Source organism: Streptomyces sp. NPDC055140, assembly GCF_053607285.1.
The window spans coordinates 221,697-239,486 of record NZ_JBSGTG010000013.1; the positions used below are offsets into that span (position 1 = coordinate 221,697).

Here is a 17,790-nt window from a genome sequence, read left to right on the forward strand (position 1 = left end):
CCGGAGCCGCGCGGGAGCGGCCGCATCACCTACGCATCCGCCTTGGGGGCAGCGTGAGTTCGGGGCCGGTCGGTGTCGCCGTCGTCGGGGCGGGCGTCATCAGCAAGGAGTATCTGCGGACACTGTCCGCCTTTCCCGATCTGCGGGTGGTGGGTGTCGCCGACCTCGACGCGGGCCGCGCCACGGCCGTCGCGCGCGAGCACGGCGTACCGGTTGCCGGCGACGTGGCGACGGTGCTCGCCGTTCCCGAGGTCGAGCTCGTCGTGAACCTCACCGTGCCCGCCGCCCACGCGCAGGTCGCGACGCAGGCGCTGCGGGCCGGGAAGCACGTGTACGGCGAGAAGCCGATCGCCCTGGCCCCCGGCGAGGCCGAGAAGGTGCTCGCCCAGGCGGCGGAACGGGGGCTCCTTGTGGGGAACGCGCCGGACACGTTCCTCGGCGCGGGGCTCCAGTCCGCGCTGCGGGCCGTCGGGGCGGGGCACATCGGCGAGCCGGTGGCGGCGACGACGGCGGTGCAGGGCCTTGGGCCGGAGCGCTGGCACCCCGATCCGGCGTTCTTCTACCAGCCCGGCGCGGGACCGCTGTTCGACCTCGGGCCGTACTACCTGACGGCGTTGGTGGCACTGTTCGGCGGGGTGTCGCGCGTGGCGGCCTCGGCGGCACGCGCGCGCGAGGAGCGCGTCGTCGGGTCGGGGCCCAAAGCGGGGCAGGTGTTCCCGGTGGCGGTGCCGACACATGTGTCGGCGCTCGTCGAGTTCGCGTCGGGGGTGCGGGCGACGTCGGTCTTCAGCTTCGACTCGGCGCTGCCGCGTATCCAGTTCGAGGTCACCGGCACGGAGGGCGTCCTCGCGGTGCCGGACCCCAACACCTTCCGCGGGCCGCTGAAGGTGCGGGCCAACGGGGCGGACGACTGGCGCGACCTGCCGGTCACGGGGCGCACCGACGGGCGCGGGCTCGGCGTGCTCGACCTGGCGCGGGCGATCCGCCGGGGCGGTGCGCCACGTGCGTCGGGAGCACTGGCCCTGCACGTCCTGCAGACGATGACGGCGATCACGCACTCGGCCGAACACGCCGAGTTCACCCGGATCGCCACCTCCCCGACGCCACCACCGCCCGTGCCGGCGGACTGGGACCCGGGGGCGGCGACGCTCGGCTAGGGCCTTTCGTTCGGATCGGGCTGGATCAGGGAGCGGGGTCCGGTGCGTGCACCTGCAAGGCGGAGGATTGAGACGACGTGATGGGGGTCGCCCCTGCCCGAGTGCAGCCGAGAGCTCGGGGGAGTCGGCGAGTGACGACAATGCCGCTGGGGGTCCCCCCACGCTCTTGAGGCAGTGGGGGGAGTGCGTGCCAGACCCCGTGAGCCCAGCCTGATCCAAACGAAAGGCCCTAGGACGGGTCGAGGCCGAGTTCATCCAGGGTCTGTTCGAGCCAGCGCGCCCAGAACGTCTCCAGGTCGATGCCCGCGCGCAGCACGACGTGCTGCAGGCGGTCCTCGACGGAGTCGAGGCCCGGCGGGAAGTCCCGCTTCTCGATCTCCTCGTACTCCGCCAACTGCCGTCGGTGCAGGTCGAGATGGCGGCGTAGATCGGCCTCGATGCCGTCGGTGCCGACGACGGCGGCGGCGCGCAGGCGCAGGAGCAACGGGTCGCGCAGCGGTTTGGGGTCCTGGCTCGCGGCGGTCCAGCGGGCCAGTTCGGCGCGGCCCTCGGGCAGGACCTCGTACTCCTTCTTCTGACCGCGCGCGGGCGTCGGCGCGGGCAGGGCCCTGATGTACCCCTCGCGTTCCAGGCGGCCCAGCTCGCGGTAGATCTGCTGGTGCGTGGCCGACCAGAAGTAGCCGATCGACTTGTCGAAGCGGCGCGTCAGTTCGAGGCCCGACGACGTCTTCTCCAGGAGGGCCGTGAGGATCGCGTGCGGGAGTGACATGGCTGCACCTTATGCGGAGGCGGTCACGCGGCCGGCGGGCCCGGCCACGTGACCGCCGGTCTCACAGCGCCGCGGCCAGCTCGGTGCCCTGGCGGATGGCGCGCTTGGCGTCCAGCTCGGCGGCCACGTCGGCGCCGCCGATCAGGTGCGCCTCGCGGCCCGCGGCCAGCAGGTCGTCGTACAGACCGCGGGCCGGGTCCTGGCCGGTGCACAGCACGACGGTGTCGACGGGGATGACGGTGGAGTTGCCGTCGACGGTGACGTGCAGGCCCGCGTCGTCGATGCGGTCGTAGGTGGCGCCCGCGACCATGGTGACGCCGCGGTGGCGCAGTTCGGTGCGGTGGATCCAGCCGGTGGTCTTGCCGAGTCCGGCGCCGACCTTCGAGGTCTTGCGCTGGAGGAGGTGGACGGCGCGCGGCGGGGCGGGCCGGTCGGGCTTCGCGAGGCCGCCGCGGTCGCGGTAGTCCATGTCGACGCCCCACTGCCGGAAGTACGTGGCCGGGTCCTGGCTGGCCTTGTCGCCGCTGTCGGTGAGGTACTCGGCGACGTCGAAGCCGATGCCGCCCGCGCCGACGATCGCGACGCGCTCCCCGACGGGCGCGCCGTCGCGCAGGACGTCGAGGTAGCCGACGACGCTGGGGTGGTCGAGCCCCTCGATCTCGGGGGTGCGGGGGGTGACGCCGGTGGCGACGACCACCTCGTCGTACGCGTCCGGGGTGAGGTCGGCGGCGGTGACGGGGGTGTTCAACCGGACGTCCACGCCGTGCAGTTCGAGCTGCGCGCGGTAGTAGCGGAGGGTCTCGTCGAACTCCTCCTTGCCGGGGACCTTGCGGGCGACGTTGAGCTGGCCGCCGACCTCGGACGCGGCGTCGAAGAGGGTCACGGCGTGGCCGCGCTCGGCGGCGGAGACCGCGCAGGCGAGACCTGCGGGGCCCGCTCCGACGACGGCGACGCGCTTGCGCAGGCGGGTGGGCGCGAGGACGAGTTCGGTCTCGTGGCAGGCGCGCGGGTTGACGAGGCAGGAGGTGATCTTGCCGCTGAACGTGTGGTCCAGGCAGGCCTGGTTGCAGCCGATGCAGGTGTTGATGGTCTCCGAGCGCTCGGCCTGGGCCTTGGCCACGAAATCCGGGTCGGCGAGCAGGGGCCGCGCGAGGGACACCATGTCGGCGCAGCCGTCGGCGAGCAACTCCTCGGCGATCTCAGGGGTGTTGATGCGGTTCGTGGTGACGAGCGGGATGGAGACCTCGCCCATGACCTTCTTGGTGACGAAGGTGTACGCGCCGCGCGGCACCGACGTCGCGATGGTCGGGATGCGGGCCTCGTGCCAGCCGATGCCGGTGTTGATGATGGTGGCGCCGGCGGCCTCGATCGCCTTGGCGAGCTGCACGACCTCTTCGAGGGTGGAGCCGCCGGGCACGAGGTCGATCATCGAGAGCCGGTAGATGAGGATGAAGTCCGTGCCGACGCGCTCGCGGACCCGGCGGACGATCTCGACGGGGAAGCGGATGCGGTTCTCGTACGAACCGCCCCAGCGGTCGGTGCGCCGGTTCGTGGCGGCGACGATGAACTCGTTGATCAGGTAGCCCTCGGAGCCCATGATCTCCACGCCGTCGTAGCCCGCCCGCCTGGCGAGTTCGGCGGCGCGCGCGAAGTCCTCGACGGTCTGCTCGACCTCGGCGTCGGTGAGTTCATGCGGCGGGAAGGGGCTGATCGGCGCCTGGAGCGGGCTCGGGGCGACGAGGTCCTCGTGGTAGGCGTAGCGGCCGAAGTGGAGGATCTGCATCGCGATCTTCCCGCCCGCCGCGTGCACCGCGTCGGTGACCTGGCGGTGCTCGTCGGCCTCCGCCTCGGTGGTCAGCTTCGCGCCGCCGGCCCAGGGGCGTCCGGCCTCGTTGGGGGCGATGCCTCCGGTGACCATGAGGCCGACGCCGCCGCGGGCGCGGGTGGCGTAGAACTCCGCCATGCGCGCGAAGCCGTTCTCCGCCTCCTCGAGTCCCACGTGCATGGAGCCCATCAGGACCCGGTTGGGCAGCGTGGTGAATCCGAGGTCGAGCGGGGTGAGCAGGTGCGGGTATCGGCTCATGGTGGCCCTCCGTGCGCGGCGAACGTCGTCACAGTTGTAGACGACGACGCCTCGCTTTTGCAACAAGTTGCATAAGAGAGCTGCGCCACGCCGCGCAGCGCTGCCCCGCCCCGCCCCGCCCCGCCCGACACGGGGGGTACGGCGCGGCCGGGCGGCCGATCAGTCCGCGGCGACCTCGGCCACCCACCCGTACGGCAGCTCCTCGCCGTCGACCGTCACAGCTTCGACGGAGCGGGTGAGCGGGTCGATCTCCACCTGCACCCCGTCGCCCTCGAAGCGCGGATAGCCGGACTCCCCGGACGATCCCGTGGCCTCGACGGACACCACGCGCAGGGGGTTGCCGTGCACGGGGTGACCGTCCTTGTCGGCGAGTTGGGGCTTGACCAGGACCGTGTAACGGGCGGGCACATCACTGGGGTCGCTCATGCTCAGGAGGCTAGCCCCGGGCACGGGAACGCGCCTGCCCGCGGCACACTCCTCCCTCGGTTGTAGAATGCAACGAGCAGCGGGGAGAGGACAGCACGTGACAGACCGAGTAACGGCCGTCGAGACCATTCAGCGCGAGATGACGTCGTTCGCGCGGCGTGCCAGAGCGATGGCCGGACGGATGCACCCCGAGCTGTCGCTCGTGTCGTACACCCTGCTCAGCCACCTGGACGAGAAGGGCGGCTGCCGGGCGACGGACCTCGCCACGCACTACGCCCTCGACAAGTCGACGGTGAGCCGGCAGGTGTCCGCGCTGGAGCGGGCCGGGCTCGTGATGCGCCGGGTGGACCCGGACGACCACCGCGTCCAGGTCCTCCATCCGACCGAGGCCGGCGCCGACATCCTCGCCCAGGTCACCGTCAGCCGCCGCCAGGCGTTCCAGGAGCGGGTGGCGGACTGGCCCGAGGAGGATCTCGTGCGCTTCGCGGACTATCTGCTGCGCTACAACGCGCAGGTCCAGGAAGAGGCCTGAGCCGCCCCGGACATCCGGCGCGTCAGCGGGCGGCGGCGTGGTCGAACTCCGGGGCCCGGGCCGCCATGAACTTCGTGGTGCGCCGCAGCCGGAAGCCCAGGGACTCGTAGAGCCTGATGGCGTTCGTGTTGCGCGCCGCCGTGTGCAGGAACGGGGTCTCGCCGCGGTCCTTGATCCCCGCCGCCACGGCCAGGACGAGGCGGGCCGCGAGCCCCTGGCCGCGATGGCCCGGGTCGGTGCAGACGGCGCTGATCTCCGTCCAGCCCGGCGGGTGCAGCCGCTCCCCCGCCATCGCCACGAGCGCGCCCTGCCTGCGGATCCCGAGATAGGTGCCGAGTTCGACGGTGCGGGGCAGGAACGGCCCCGGCTGGGTGCGCGCGACGAGGTCCAGCATCTCGGGCACGTCGGCCGTGCCGAGCGGCACGGCCTCCGCGTCCGGCGCCGCGGCCACGCCGTCGTCGACGAGCTGCACCCCGTCCATGCTCATCGTGAGTTCCCAGCCCTCGGGCGGCGCCGTGCGCATCCCGGGCAGCGGGACGGTCTCGCCCGGCCCGGCGAGCGCCGCGAGATCCGCCCAGTCCACGGGTCCCGGCTCGTCCGGCAGCGCGAGCCACGGCGACACGTCGAGGGGGTACCGCACGACCCGGCCCCGCCGTTCGGCGAAGTGTGCGTGCGGGCCGGTGAGGGAGGCGTACGCGGGGTTGTCGAGCGGGTGGGCGGTGGCGGCGGCCGGGACGGACATACGGCGGGCTCCCAGGAGGCGGCGGTGGGCGTGCGGGCGGTGGAGCGGCCGTGCCGACCATGGCCGCCCTCCGATGAAAGCCCATGTCACCGCGGTCTCATTCCCTCACCGGGGGAATGTTCACGAGCCCGCAACGATGCGCGCGGCGCGCTGGACGTTGCCGACGCGTGATCCTTGTTGGCATGCTGGCGCGATGCCCTCCGTACCCCTGAGTGACCGCGTCGAGGAACTGCTCGCGGGCGAGCACCCGTTGCCGGTCGTGGAGGCGGGCGCCCCCGTGCTCCGGTCCCCCGCGCAGACCTACGACGGTCAGCTCGAACCCGCGCTCCTGGAGCGTCTGATCGCCGCGATGCGCACGTCGATGCACGCCGCTCCCGGTGTCGGTCTCGCCGCACCGCAGATCGGCGTCCCGCTGCGCATCGCCGTCGTCGAGGACGCGGCCGAGGTCCCCGAGGAGGTGCGGGCGGCGCGCGGCCGGGTGCCGCAGCCGTTCCGCGTCCTGATCAACCCGTCGTACGTGCCCGTGGGGGCGCACCGCGCCGCGTTCTTCGAGGGCTGCCTGAGCGTGCCCGGCCTGCAGGCCGTGGTCTCCCGGCACCAGCGGGTGCGGCTGCGCGGGCTCGACGAGCGGGGCCACGCCGTGGACGAGGAGTTCACGGGGTGGCCCGCCCGGATCGTGCAGCACGAGACGGACCATCTGCACGGAACGCTCTACCTCGACCGGGCGGAGCTGCGCTCGCTGTCCACCCGGAACGCGATGGCCGAGCGCTGGACACAGCCCACCGCGGAGCTGGCCGCGGGCGCGCTCGGCTTCTCGCTTCCCTGAGGGCCCGTGCCCCCTGACAGCCCGCGTTCCTGAGGACCCGTATCCCTGAGGACCCGTATCCCTGAGGATCCGCGTCCCTGAGGACCCGTGTGCCCTCCCGTCAGGTGAGGTCGGGCATCTCGCCCTCCGTCGTACTCAGATCGATCACCGAGAACGCGGCGCCCTGCGGGTCCGTCACCGCCGCGAAGCGGCCGAACGGGGTGTCCATCGGGCCGTAGTGGAGCTTTCCACCGAGCCTGGTCACCGTGGCGACCGCCGCGTCGCAGTTGTCGACCGCGAAGTAGACGTTCACGTACGACGGGACCTGCGGCGGGAAGTCCTCGGTCATCTTGAAGCGGCCGAGCTGGGGCTGTCCGTCGAGCTGCCAGATGTTGAAGTCGACGTTCTCGTCGGCCATCTTCCGGACCTCGTACGGGAACGCTGCCTCGAAGAACCCGTCCGTCTTCCCGGTGTCACGCGTGGTCACCTCCGCCCAGGCGTACGAACCGGGCTCGCCCACCTTCTCGAACCCGTCGTGCGTACCCGGCTGCCAGAGGCTGAAGAAGACGCCGGCCGGGTCCTGGACGCTGACCATCGAGCCGAAGTCGCCGACCTCCATGGGCTCCATCAACAGGGTGCCGCCGGCCTCCTTGACGCGGGCCGCCGTGGCCTTGACGTCGGGCGTGGCCAGGTACAGGTTCCAGGACGGCGGGGTGCCCTCCATGCCCGGCATCTGCGGCGAGAGCGCGCCGACCCGCTTTCCGTCCGACTTCGCCTGTGTGTAGTTGCCGAACTCCTCCTGGCCCTCCTCGAACGTCCAGCCGAGAAGCTCGCCGTAGAAGCGCTTGGCGGCTTCCAGGTCGGGGAACATGGCGTCGGCCCAGATGGGCGCGCCCTCCGGTCGTGCGGCCATGGCGCGAACCCTTCTTCCGAGTGGTGGTGGTTCCGGGGGTGGGACGGTCCGGGCGACGGCGGAGCGATTCATCCCGGTTTCACCGATTCACGCTAGCCGCGTACAGGCCGCCGCGCGATACCGAACTCTGTTCGCACAAGCCTTACGGAGCCATGACGTATCGGCGCGGAGAGCCTTCGCGGCGCCCCGCCCCGCATAGCGTGGGCGGCATGCGTGTACTGGTCACCGGCGGTGCCGGGTTCATCGGGTCCGCGGTCGTGGACACTCTCTCCGCACGAGGACATGAGGTCGTCGTGCTCGACGTCCGGCCGCCCGGCCCGGACGAACGCAGGCCCTGGATGGTCGCCGACGTACGCGACCCCGCCGCCGTGGAGTCGGCCCTTGCCGGCGTCGACGCGGTGTGTCATCAGGCGGCGAAGGTCGGCCTCGGCAAGGACTTCGCCGACGCGCCCGACTACGTCTCCCGCAACGACCTCGGCACGGCCGTGCTGCTCGCCGCGATGGCCTCGGCGGGGGTACGGGATCTGGTGCTCGCCGGGTCGATGGTCGTGTACGGGGAGGGGCGGTACGAGTGCGGGCGTCACGGAGTGGTGCGCCCGGGACCGCGCGCAGAGGCCGACCTGCTGGCGGGCCGCTTCGAGCCCGCGTGCCCGCAGTGCGGCGATGCGCTGAGCCCCGGCCTCGTCGGCGAGGACGCCCCCACGGACCCGCGCAACGTGTACGCGACGACGAAGCTCGCCCAGGAACATCTGGCGTCCGCCTGGGCGCGGGCCACCGGCGGCCGGGCGGTGTCGCTGCGCTACCACAACGTGTACGGGCCGGGGATGCCGCGCGACACCCCGTACGCGGGCGTCGCGTCGTTCTTCCGGTCGGCGCTGGCCCGGGGCCAGGCCCCGCGCGTCTTCGAGGACGGCCGCCAGCGGCGGGACTTCGTGCACGTTCACGACGTGGCCGCGGCGAACGCACTCGCCCTCGAGGCCATGGGCGACCGGCCCTCCGACTCGTGCGTCGCGTACAACACGGGCAGCGGGGACCCGCACACGGTTGGCGAGATGGCCCACGCACTCGCCGCCGCGTACGGCGGGCCGATGCCCGTCGTCACGGGCGAGTACCGGCTCGGCGACGTACGGCACATCACGGCGGACCCGGCCCGGCTCAGGGCGGAGCTCGGGTGGCGCGCCGAGGTGGGGTTCGAGGAGGGGATGACGGAGTTCGCCAAGGCGGAGCTGGGGTGAGGTGACTCTGCCGGCCGCCGGGGCGCGTGCCCGCTACACCCCCGCGGCCGGGAGCGTCACCTCGAAGCAGCAGCCGCCGGCCACATTGCGCACGGCGGCGCTGCCCCGGTGGGCCTCCACGATTCCCCTGACGATGGCGAGCCCGAGGCCCGCGCCCGACGGGGGTGTACGGGCGTGGCTGCCGCGCCATCCCGTGTCGAAGACGCGCGGCAGATCCTGCTCGGGGATGCCGCCGCAGCCGTCCGTGACCGTGAGGACCACACCGTCCGTGGAGCCGGCCGCCGCCACGGCGACCGTGCCGTCGGCCGGCGTGCGACGGATCGCGTTCACAAGGAGATTGCCGAGGACGCGGCTCATCTCCTTGCCGTCGACCTCGACGGGAATCTTGTCGATGCGGTCGCCGACGAGGCGTACGCCGTGTTCGCGGGCGAGCGGGTCGGCGCCCGCGAGCGCGTCACCCACCAGGTCGTGGAGGGAGATCCTGGACGGGCTCAGAACGAGGGTCCCCGCGTGGATGCGCGACAGTTCGAAGAGGTCGCCCACCATGTCGTTCATGCGCTCGACCTCGGTGCGGATCTGGCGCAGATAGCGGTCCGGGTCGGCCGCCATGCCGTCCTCCAGGGCCTCGGACATCGCGCGGAGCCCGGCGAGCGGGGTGCGCAGATCGTGCGAGATCCAGGCGACGAGCTCGCGACGCGAGGTCTCCAGGGCGCGCTCGCGGTCCCTGGAGGCGGTCAGCTTGGCACTGGTGGCCTCCAACTCCCTCGAGAGTGCGGCGAGTTCCGCCGTCGCGGGGACGAGGGGCGCCGCGAAGCTGCCGCCGTCGCCGAAGGAGCGGGCGGCGAGGGTGAGCGCGTTGCTGCGGGCCACGACCCAGCGGCCGAGGAGCAGCGCGGTGGCCAGTGACACGGTGGCGGCCATCGCGGCGACGGTCGTCACGACGGTCAGGTCGTGCGGGGACAGGAACATCGCCCAGGCCACGACGAGCGTTCCGGCGAGCATCGCCGTCACCGCGACGGCGGCGACGACCGTGAGCGACACCGTCAGGGAGCGACGGCGCAGGACGAACAGGGCGAGCGCGCCCAGCAGGCCCGCACCGACGGCGCCGAGGAACGCGAAGAGGGCGATGAGGAACATGTCATGCACGGGGTTCGGTCCAGTCTGCCGGTGCGCGGTCGGGCCGAGGGACTTCCGGCGCACGATCGGACCGAGAAACGTCCGGTGCGCGGCCTGGCCGAGGGACTTCCGGCGCACGGCCGGATCGAGTGGCGTCGCCGTGCGGGCCTGGGCCCGGGTCCAGGCGGTAGCCGACGCCCCAGACCGTCTGGATGAGGCACGGGGCCGCCGGGTCGTCCTCGATCTTGCCGCGCAGTCGGCGGACGTGGACCGTGACGGTCGACAGGTCGCCGAAGTCCCAGCCCCACACCTGCTGCATGAGCTCCTCGCGGGAGAAGGCGCGGCCCGGGTGGCGCAGGAAGAAGGAGAGGAGGTCGAACTCCCTTATCGTCAGGGCGACGTCGACCCCCGCCTTGGCGGCTCGACGTGACACGGGGTCGACGGTGAGGCCGGCCGCGCGCAGCGGTCCCGCCGGCCTGGGTGCCGTGGCCGCGCGGGCCCTGCGCAGCACCGACTCGACACGCAGGACCAGCTCGCGCGGGCTGAACGGCTTGGTCACGTAGTCGTCCGCGCCGACCTCGAGGCCGAGGATGCGCTCGTCCTCGTCGCCGCGCGCCGTCAGCATGATCACGGGGACGGGGCCGCGGGCCCGGAGTCTGCGGCACACCTCGAGGCCGTCCATGCCGGGCAGCATGAGGTCGAGGACGACCAGGTCGGGCCCGTGTGCGTCGGCGCGGTCGAGGGCGGCCGGGCCGTCGGCGGCGCGGTCGACGTCGTAGCCGGCGCGGTCCAGGTAGCCCGCGACGACCTCGGCGACGGTCGGGTCGTCGTCGACGACGAGGACACGGCCGAGCGGTGGTGTCTGCATTCCATCAGCGTCGCACCCGAAGGTGCCGGTCGGAGCCGCCGGAGGGGTCGCCCGCGCGCGACGTCCGCGTTTCGTAAGGAGCTGAGGGCCGAAATGTCCGGTTCGGATTCGTAGGGTGACACCGTGATCCCCCCAGACTGTTCCTCCCTCCCCGCCCCGGCCCCCTCGGTCGATGTCGTGCTGCCCTGCCTCGACGAGGCCGCCGCGCTGCCGTGGGTGCTGGCCCGCATCCCGGACGGCTGGCGGGCGCTCGTCGTGGACAACGGGTCCACCGACGGCTCCCCCCATGTCGCCCGTTCCCTGGGCGCGACGGTGGTGACGGAGCCCCGGCGCGGCTTCGGGGCCGCCTGCCACGCGGGCCTGCTGGCGTCCGACGCGGACGTCGTCTGCTTCTGCGACTGCGACGCGTCGCTCGACCCGGGTCTGCTGACGCCGTTCGTCCAGGACGTCGTCGCGGGCCGGGCCGATCTCGTGCTCGGGCGGCGCAGGCCGCAGAGCCGTGGCGCCTTCCCCGTGCACGCGCGCGCCGGGAATCTCGCGCTGGCGGGGATGCTGCGCCGGCGCACCGGGCTGCGGCTGCACGACCTGGGCCCGCTGCGCGCCGCGCGCCGCACCTCCCTCCTCGCCCTGGATCTCGCGGACCGCCGCAGCGGCTACCCCCTCCAGATGGTCGTCCGGGCCGCCGACGCGGGCTGGCGCATCGAGGAGCGCCCGGTGCCCTACCGGCCCCGTACGGGAAAGTCGAAGGTCACGGGCACCTGGCGGGGCACCTGGCAGGCGGTACGGGACATGCGCGCGGTCCTCGCGGAGAAGCCGCTGCCGGCGCTCCCGTCGCGCGGAGAGGCGGCACCCCGGTGAGCGCCGTGGGATCGCCCGCGGCGCGGCGGCACGGCACCACCCTCCTCGTCATCGCCAAGTCCCCGGTACCCGGGCGGGTCAAGACGCGGCTCACGCCGCCGTTCACGCCCGAGGAGGCCGCGCGCCTGGCCGAGGCCTCGCTCGTCGACACCCTGCACGCGGCGCTCGCCACGTCCGCGCGGCGTCGGGTGCTGGTGCTCGACGGGGTGCCAGGAGCGTGGCTGCCGGCCGGGATCGACGTGGTCGCGCAGTGCGCCGGCGGCCTGGACGAGCGGCTCGCGGCGGCGTTCGCCGGGTGCGACGGGCCCGCCGTCCTGATCGGGATGGACACACCTCAGGTGACGCCCGCGCTGCTCGCGCCCGCGCTCGGGCCCGACGCCTGGCGGGACTGCGACGCATGGCTCGGGCCCGCCGACGACGGCGGGTTCTGGGCGCTCGGGCTCGCCGAGCCCGACCCGGAGCTGCTGCGGGGTGTGCCGATGTCGACAGCGCACACGGGTGCGGCCCAGCGGACCCGGCTCACGGATGCGGGGCTGCGCGTACGGGACCTGCCGGTCCTGCGGGACGTCGACACGGCCCACGACGCCGCCGTGGTGGCGGCCGCCGCGCCGGACGGCCGGTTCGCCGCCGAGCACGCGCGGCTGACGCGGGTGGGCCGCTCATGACCACCATGCGCGAAGCGGCACCGGCCTGGTGTACGGACCCCTACGCCGACGCCGTGCGCAACGAGCGCGGCCCCCTCTTCCTGCGGCGCGCCGACGGATGGCTGCTGCCGCTCGAGGTGGAGCGCTGGTGCGCGGTCGCCGACGCCGCCGACCTGTCGGCGCTGCGCCGCTGCGAGGGTGCTGTCCTCGACATCGGCTGCGGCCCGGGCCGGCTGGTCGCCGCACTCGCCGCGGCCGGACAGCGTGCGCTCGGTATCGACGTGAGCGAGGCCGCGGTCGCGCGGACGGTGCGCCTCGGTGGCGCGGCGTTGCAGCGGTCCGTCTTCGACTCCCTGCCCGGCGAGGGCCGTTGGGGGACGGCACTCCTCCTCGACGGCAACATCGGGATCGGCGGCGACCCCGGGGCTCTGCTGTCCCGGGTCGCCGAACTCACCGCTCCCGGCGGACTGTTGATCACCGAGACGGCTCCGCTCGACATGGACGAGCGGGTGGAGGTGCGGGTGGACGACGGACAGGGCGCCACGGGCTCGCTCTTCCCATGGGCCCGGGTGGGCACGCGCGCCCTGCTGCGGTACGCGCGTGCGCTCGGCTGGCTGCCGGTCGCTCAGTGGTCCGAGGGCGGGCGCTCCTTCGTCTCCTTGCGCCGCTGACGCTCCCGCGCCCGCTCTTCCCGGCGCGCCCTGCGTGCCTGCCTCCAGGGCGACGCGGGAGCGAGGAACGCAACGGCCACGAACCACAGGGCCGACGCGGCGAACAGCGCGGCCGTCAGCAGCAGCCACCACGGCAGGAACGCGTCCCCCGAATGTCCCGTCACAAGGGCGTAGTGGTCCTCTCGCGCCCGCGTGATCAGCGGGAACCACACCAGGAGCAGCAGGCCCGACAGGAACGCGGGGACGCGTACGTACGTCATCGCCGTACGGCTCCGGTCGCCGAGTGCCTTCTGCGCCGCGACGTCCGCGAGCGAGTACACCGGCACGAGCAGCAGGTCGTGGACGAGGGCCGCGCCGACGAACCAGGCCGCCACGGCCCACGCGTCGTTCTCGAGCAGCCGCACGCCCGCGTATCCGGCGAGGGCGAACGAGGCGGCCAGGAGCAGGAGTTGGAGCGGGCTCTCGCCGTACCCACGACTCAGGAGTCGGTTCATCACAGCGCTCCGAACGTCATGCGGGCGACCCACTTGGTGTTCAGGACGCCCGGCGCCGCGGGGACGATGACACGGGCCGGGTAGCCGTGGTCGAGGGTGAGATCGGCTCCGTTGACGCGCAGAGCGAGCAGGGAGCGCGGATCGTGGACCTGGTTGCGGCGCAGGGCCGCCTTCCGGAACGCGCCGTGCTGTTGCAGCGATTCGACGAACACGTCGGTGTCGCCGTCGGTTCCGGCGAGGGCGGCGAGATCGCGCAGCCGTACGCCGCTCCAGTGCTGGTCGTCCGTGGACCAGCCTTCGACGCAGGCGATGGGCAACGAACTGGTGTGCTGCGGGAGTTGGAGAAGGTCGTCGCGGGTGAGCCGGTGGACGGTGCCTTTCGGCCCGGTGACGACGAGCCGCCACGGCTCGCCCGTGTCGGCGGTACGGATGCCGGCCACGGCAGCGGTCTTGTTGATCTGGAAGCGGCCGGGGCCCGTGCCCGGGTCCGCGCCGCCGTGCGGGGCGAGCAGAGCGGTGCGGCGCCATACCCCGCCGATGCTCTGGCCGGCCGTCGTGACGAGCAGCAGGAGCGAGCCCGCGCCGACCATGGCGAACGCCCCGCGCCGCGAGACCGTGGGCTCGGCCGGTTTCGCCGGCACCAGGTCGCCCGTCTCGGGCAGGCCCGCCTTCCGCTCACGCAGCACGCGCAGCGCCTGCGGTACGCGCAGCACCGCGTGGACGATGAACGCGCTGATGAACACCCAGGCGCCGTAGAAGTGCAGCGGATAGAAGGAGCCGGGGAACAGGTAGTCGAGTTGCACGTTGAGAATGCCGGTCACGAACTCGAAGAGCGCGCCGCCCACGAGCAGGAGCAGCGACAGCCGTTCCAGGGCATGGCCGACGGAGCGCGCGGGTGGCAGCGCGAACAGTTTGGGCACGACCGACCACAGTTTGGCGAGGAGCACGGGCACGAGCGCGACGCCCACGGTGACGTGCAGTCCCTGGGTGAGGCGGTACAGCCAGTGCGGGTCCGTCGGCCAGGAGAACAGATAGAAGCCGAGCAGGCCCTTGCCGGGCGTCTTGTCGTTGACCGCCGCGAGGTTCGGGTTGTAGGCGGCGTACGACAGGAGGCCGGTCACGAAGAGCAGGGTCATGCCGACGAGCAGGACGAGGCCGAGGACCGCTGTGAAGCGCGGGCCGCGCAGGGGGCTGCGCCACGGATCAGGGAGAGTGCGGGGGAGGACGCCCATGTGGTTCCTTCAGGCTGTGCGCGGCGGGGGCCCGCCGACCTGTTCCGACCGTATTGCGCACAGACCGCGGATCGGCGCAGGAAGATCTGACGGTTCGGTGACGCGACCCCGCGGTGCCACCGTATGGGCGGTGCGGGCGCCTAGCGTTCCGGGTGTGAAGCTCGAAGCTCCCCCCGAGGCCCCCCGCTCCGCGCCGCCCTCCACCGGGACGCGCCGTGACCTGCTCGCCGCCGCTGCTGCCGCCGCCCTGGTCGCGGCGGCCGCGCTCGTGGGCCGATACATCCAGGACCACTACGGCACCCTGCACGTCGACTGGGCACCCCTGTACGCCCATTGGGATCCCCACGTGGGCCCCGGCACGCCGGCGGCGATCGCCGTCGCCGTACTGGTCATCGCGTACGGGCCCGTGGTGGCGGCCCGGCTGCGGTGGCGGATGCTGCTGCCCGCCGTGTGGGCCGCGTCGGCGGCGTGGACCTTCTCGCTCGCGCTCATCGACGGCTGGCAGCGGGGCATCGCCGGGCGCCTCACCACGTCGTACGAGTATCTGCGGGTCATCGACCGGTTCGACGACGTCGGCGCGACGCTGCGGGACTTCACGCGGCACATCCTGCTGCACTCCCCCGACCACTGGCCGCCCCATGTCGCGGGCCATCCGCCCGCGGCGACCCTGACCTTCGTCGGCCTGGACCGGATCGGGCTCGGCGGGGGTGCGTGGGCCGGGGTGTGGTGCATCACGGTGGGGTGCACGGCGGCGGTCGCCGTCCTCGTCACGGTGCGGGCGCTCGCCGACGAGCGGACGGCGCGCAGCGCGGCGCCCTTCCTGGTGCTCGCGCCGGCGGCGGTCTGGACGGGCACGTCGGCGGACGGCTACTTCGCGGCGGTCGCCGCCTGGTCGGTGGCGCTGCTCGCGGTGGCGGCCACCGGCGGCAGCCGCTGGGCGGCCCTCGGCAGCGGACTGCTGTTCGGGCTCACCTGCTATCTGTCGTACGGACTGACGCTGATGGTCCTCGTCGCGGCTGCCGTGCTGCTCGCGGCGCGGACACCGCGGCCGCTTCCGCTGTTCGTCGTGGGGTCGGCCGTGGTGCCCGTCGCGTTCACCCTCGTCGGATTCAACTGGTGGGAGGCGTACCACCTGCTGACGGAGCGTTACTACCAGGGCGCGGGCGGGATCCGGCCGTACGGCTACTGGGTGTGGGCCAACCTCGCGTGCACCGTGCTGATCGTCGGACTTGCCACGGCGGCGGGGCTGCGCCGGGTTCCGGGACGTGTCCTGCGCGCGCGTGCGGAGCCGGAGGGACGGCTCGCGCTGGTCGTCCTCGGCGCGGCGCTCGCCCTCCTGGCCGCCGATCTGTCGGGCATGAGCAAGGCGGAGACGGAACGCATCTGGCTCCCGTTCGGCGTCTGGCTCATCGCGGCCACCGCTCTGCTGCCCGCGCGGTGGAGCCGCGGGTGGCTGACCGCGCAGGCGGTACTCGCCCTGCTGGTCAACCACCTGCTGATCACGGGGTGGTGACCTTCGCCGGCTGCGGCTTCTCCTCGCGGGCGGCGGGCCGGTTCCGCAGCAGCTGCCGCAGCCGCTCCGCCGGGTGCGGCAGGACGACGAACGCCTCGGCCTGGAGACAGGCCCAGCTGATCCTCGGCAGGTCACGCACCGTGGGGTAGACGACGAAGCGCGGCTCCCACTCGGGCCGGAACTTCGCGTTGAAGCGGTACAGGGACTCGATCTGGAACCAGCGCGACAGGAACACGAGCAGCCCCCGCCACACCCGCAGCACCGGGCCCGCGCCGAGGCGCTCGCCGCGCGCGAGAGCGGCCCGGAACACCGCGAAGTTGAGCGACATACGGCGCACTCCGAGCCCGGGGGCGCCGCGCAGGGCGGCCACGATGAGGAGTTCGTTCAGACCGGGCTCGGCCGTGCGGTCGCGACGCATCAGGTCGAGGGAGAGACCGTCCTCGCCCCAGGGCACGAAGTGGAGCAGGGCGCGCACGCGGTCGTTGCCCGCCTCGTCGTCCTGGTGCGCGGTGACGACGACGCAGTCCCCGTCGTCGGGGTCGCCGAACCGGCCGAGCGCCATGGAGAACCCGCGTTCGGTGGCGCTGCCCCGCCACGCGGCGGCGGCCTCGCGCAGCCGCTTCTTCTCCTCGTCGGGCAGATCGCGTACACGCCGCATGCGGCAGGTGTAGCCGGTGCGTTCGATGCGGTTGACCATCTGCCGGACGTTGCGCATGGTGCGCCCCGAGAGGCTGAAGGCCTGGCAGTCGACGATGGCCTCGTCGCCCAGCTCCAGGGCCTTGAGGCCGCCTTCGCGGGTCCAGACCTGTCCGCCGAGTTCGCTGCACCCCATGACGGCGGGGGTCCAGGCGTGCAGGGCGCACTGCCGCAGGAACTCCTTGATGGCGCCGGGCCATGCCTCGTAGTCGCCGATGGGGTCGCCGCCTGCCAGGGCGACGCCGGACACCACGCGGTAGGCGACGGCGGCCTTGCCGGAGGGCGAGAAGAGGACGCTCTTGTCGCCGCGCAGCGCGAAGTAGCCGAGCGAGTCGCGCCGCCCCTCGTCGGCCAGCAGGGCGCGCAGCCGTTCGTCGCTGTCGGCGCGGCGCAGGGTCACGGGCCGCAGGGCGAGATAGACGCTGGTGGCGGCGGTGACCACGCCGAGAGCCAGCAGCGAGAAGTACACGACGTCGCCGGCCCGGTCGCTCCTGTACGCGATGGGGCCAGACGCACCGAACAGGCCGTAGCCGACCTCCTGGAGCCGGTCGGCGAACGTGATGGCGTGGCCCGCCTCCTGGTTCGCGCGCACACCGACGACGAGCAGGCCGAGCCCGAAGCTGCTGCCGCCGAGGACGACGAGGTTCCACAGGGCGCGCGTTCTGCCGCGCGGGTCGCCCAGTGCGTAGAACTCCTCGCGGTAGGCGACGAGCGCGACGCACAGGACGACCGAGACGGTCGCGGGGATCAGGGCGTGATGGCGCACACCCTGGACGAGCGCGCTGACCGCGAGGAGCCCCACGGCCGCCTCCCAGGCGCGCCGTTTGCGGCGGCGCAGGCCTCTGGCGAGCATCACGAGCAGCAGTCCCGCGGCGAGCGCAGCGGCGCGGGCCACCTCCTCGGCGAGGCCCGGCACGTAGGGCGCGATGCGCTCTATGCGGGTCTCCTGCATGTGCGGGGAGATCGCCGACGCGATGTCCAGAATTCCGATGATCAGGCACGTGTGACCTGCCACGGCGGCGGGGCGTTGTTTCAC

18 protein-coding genes are annotated in these 17,790 nt (G+C 73.1%); 8 read left to right on the top strand and 10 right to left on the bottom strand.

Annotation, left to right across the window (positions count from 1 at the left end; translation table 11 throughout):
- Positions 1-53: 53 nt before the first annotated feature.
- Complete coding sequence (locus tag ACWFR4_RS24930; RefSeq protein WP_453654591.1) at positions 54-1,157, top strand: Gfo/Idh/MocA family protein; 1,104 nt, start codon at positions 54-56, stop codon at positions 1,155-1,157.
- A 229-nt stretch (positions 1,158-1,386) separates the two neighbouring features.
- On the opposite strand, the gene ACWFR4_RS24935 is transcribed toward ACWFR4_RS24930, so the two are convergent.
- From ACWFR4_RS24935 to ACWFR4_RS24945, 3 genes are all read right to left on the bottom strand, one after another.
- The gene (locus tag ACWFR4_RS24935; protein ID WP_453654593.1) at positions 1,387-1,926 is read right to left on the bottom strand and encodes a PadR family transcriptional regulator; all 540 of its coding nucleotides are present in this window, start codon (positions 1,924-1,926) and stop codon (positions 1,387-1,389) included.
- A 61-nt stretch (positions 1,927-1,987) separates the two neighbouring features.
- The gene (locus ACWFR4_RS24940) at positions 1,988-4,009 is read right to left on the bottom strand and encodes an oxidoreductase (RefSeq protein WP_453654595.1); all 2,022 of its coding nucleotides are present in this window, start codon (positions 4,007-4,009) and stop codon (positions 1,988-1,990) included.
- 159 nt (positions 4,010-4,168) lie between these two features.
- On the bottom strand, positions 4,169-4,435 hold the full coding sequence (locus tag ACWFR4_RS24945) for a hypothetical protein (protein ID WP_453457934.1): 267 nt from the start codon (positions 4,433-4,435) through the stop codon (positions 4,169-4,171).
- Positions 4,436-4,502: 67 nt separating this feature from the next.
- Between ACWFR4_RS24945 and ACWFR4_RS24950 the strand changes: the two genes are divergently transcribed.
- Positions 4,503-4,967 (top strand): MarR family winged helix-turn-helix transcriptional regulator, encoded by a 465-nt coding sequence (locus ACWFR4_RS24950; protein ID WP_453457932.1) that lies wholly within the window; start codon positions 4,503-4,505, stop codon positions 4,965-4,967.
- A gap of 22 nt (positions 4,968-4,989) precedes the next feature.
- Here the strand turns inward: ACWFR4_RS24950 and ACWFR4_RS24955 are convergent, their stop codons facing one another.
- Positions 4,990-5,709: a GNAT family N-acetyltransferase gene (locus ACWFR4_RS24955; RefSeq protein WP_453457929.1), complete on the bottom strand. Its 720-nt coding sequence runs from the start codon at positions 5,707-5,709 to the stop codon at positions 4,990-4,992.
- 193 nt (positions 5,710-5,902) lie between these two features.
- Here ACWFR4_RS24955 and ACWFR4_RS24960 point away from each other — a divergent pair, with 193 nt between their 5' ends.
- The gene (locus tag ACWFR4_RS24960; RefSeq protein ID WP_453457927.1) at positions 5,903-6,535 is read left to right on the top strand and encodes a peptide deformylase; all 633 of its coding nucleotides are present in this window, start codon (positions 5,903-5,905) and stop codon (positions 6,533-6,535) included.
- 100 nt (positions 6,536-6,635) lie between these two features.
- Here the strand turns inward: ACWFR4_RS24960 and ACWFR4_RS24965 are convergent, their stop codons facing one another.
- Entirely contained in the window at positions 6,636-7,427 is a 792-nt protein-coding gene (locus tag ACWFR4_RS24965) for a VOC family protein (RefSeq protein WP_453654597.1), read from the bottom strand.
- A 209-nt stretch (positions 7,428-7,636) separates the two neighbouring features.
- Here ACWFR4_RS24965 and ACWFR4_RS24970 point away from each other — a divergent pair, with 209 nt between their 5' ends.
- Positions 7,637-8,662: an NAD-dependent epimerase/dehydratase family protein gene (locus tag ACWFR4_RS24970; protein ID WP_453654599.1), complete on the top strand. Its 1,026-nt coding sequence runs from the start codon at positions 7,637-7,639 to the stop codon at positions 8,660-8,662.
- A 33-nt stretch (positions 8,663-8,695) separates the two neighbouring features.
- Here the strand turns inward: ACWFR4_RS24970 and ACWFR4_RS24975 are convergent, their stop codons facing one another.
- Together ACWFR4_RS24975 and ACWFR4_RS24980 are read right to left on the bottom strand one after the other, a co-directional pair.
- Positions 8,696-9,808, bottom strand: a complete 1,113-nt coding sequence (locus ACWFR4_RS24975; RefSeq protein WP_453654601.1) for a sensor histidine kinase — start codon at positions 9,806-9,808, stop codon at positions 8,696-8,698.
- Positions 9,801-10,646, bottom strand: coding sequence for a response regulator (locus ACWFR4_RS24980; protein WP_453654603.1), 846 nt, complete (start codon positions 10,644-10,646; stop codon positions 9,801-9,803). Before ACWFR4_RS24980 ends, ACWFR4_RS24975 begins: the two co-directional genes overlap by 8 nt.
- 123 nt (positions 10,647-10,769) lie before the next feature.
- On the opposite strand from ACWFR4_RS24980, the gene ACWFR4_RS24985 reads away from it, so the two are divergent.
- From ACWFR4_RS24985 to ACWFR4_RS24995, 3 genes are read left to right on the top strand one after another with little or no spacing between them, the layout of a single operon-like run.
- Positions 10,770-11,504 carry a glycosyltransferase family 2 protein gene (locus ACWFR4_RS24985; RefSeq protein WP_453457913.1) on the top strand — a complete coding sequence of 245 codons (735 nt, stop codon included), beginning with the start codon at positions 10,770-10,772 and terminating at the stop codon, positions 11,502-11,504.
- On the top strand, positions 11,501-12,169 hold the full coding sequence (locus ACWFR4_RS24990) for a TIGR04282 family arsenosugar biosynthesis glycosyltransferase (protein WP_453457910.1): 669 nt from the start codon (positions 11,501-11,503) through the stop codon (positions 12,167-12,169). Before ACWFR4_RS24985 ends, ACWFR4_RS24990 begins: the two co-directional genes overlap by 4 nt.
- On the top strand, positions 12,166-12,819 hold the full coding sequence (locus ACWFR4_RS24995) for a class I SAM-dependent methyltransferase (protein ID WP_453457907.1): 654 nt from the start codon (positions 12,166-12,168) through the stop codon (positions 12,817-12,819). The genes ACWFR4_RS24990 and ACWFR4_RS24995 overlap by 4 nt, the downstream gene beginning before the upstream one ends.
- Here the strand turns inward: ACWFR4_RS24995 and ACWFR4_RS25000 are convergent.
- A complete protein-coding gene (locus ACWFR4_RS25000; protein ID WP_453654605.1) occupies positions 12,774-13,313 on the bottom strand; it encodes a hypothetical protein in 540 nt (179 codons plus the stop codon). The two genes, ACWFR4_RS24995 and ACWFR4_RS25000, sit on opposite strands and share 46 nt — an antisense overlap.
- Positions 13,313-14,545, bottom strand: coding sequence for a molybdopterin-dependent oxidoreductase (locus ACWFR4_RS25005; RefSeq protein WP_453457902.1), 1,233 nt, complete (start codon positions 14,543-14,545; stop codon positions 13,313-13,315). The genes ACWFR4_RS25000 and ACWFR4_RS25005 overlap by 1 nt, the downstream gene beginning before the upstream one ends.
- Here ACWFR4_RS25005 and ACWFR4_RS25010 point away from each other — a divergent pair.
- The gene (locus ACWFR4_RS25010) at positions 14,544-16,058 is read left to right on the top strand and encodes a hypothetical protein (RefSeq protein WP_453654607.1); all 1,515 of its coding nucleotides are present in this window, start codon (positions 14,544-14,546) and stop codon (positions 16,056-16,058) included. The genes ACWFR4_RS25005 and ACWFR4_RS25010 overlap by 2 nt on opposite strands.
- Here the strand turns inward: ACWFR4_RS25010 and ACWFR4_RS25015 are convergent.
- Entirely contained in the window at positions 16,045-17,790 is a 1,746-nt protein-coding gene (locus ACWFR4_RS25015; protein WP_453654609.1) for a phosphatidylglycerol lysyltransferase domain-containing protein, read from the bottom strand. The genes ACWFR4_RS25010 and ACWFR4_RS25015 overlap by 14 nt on opposite strands.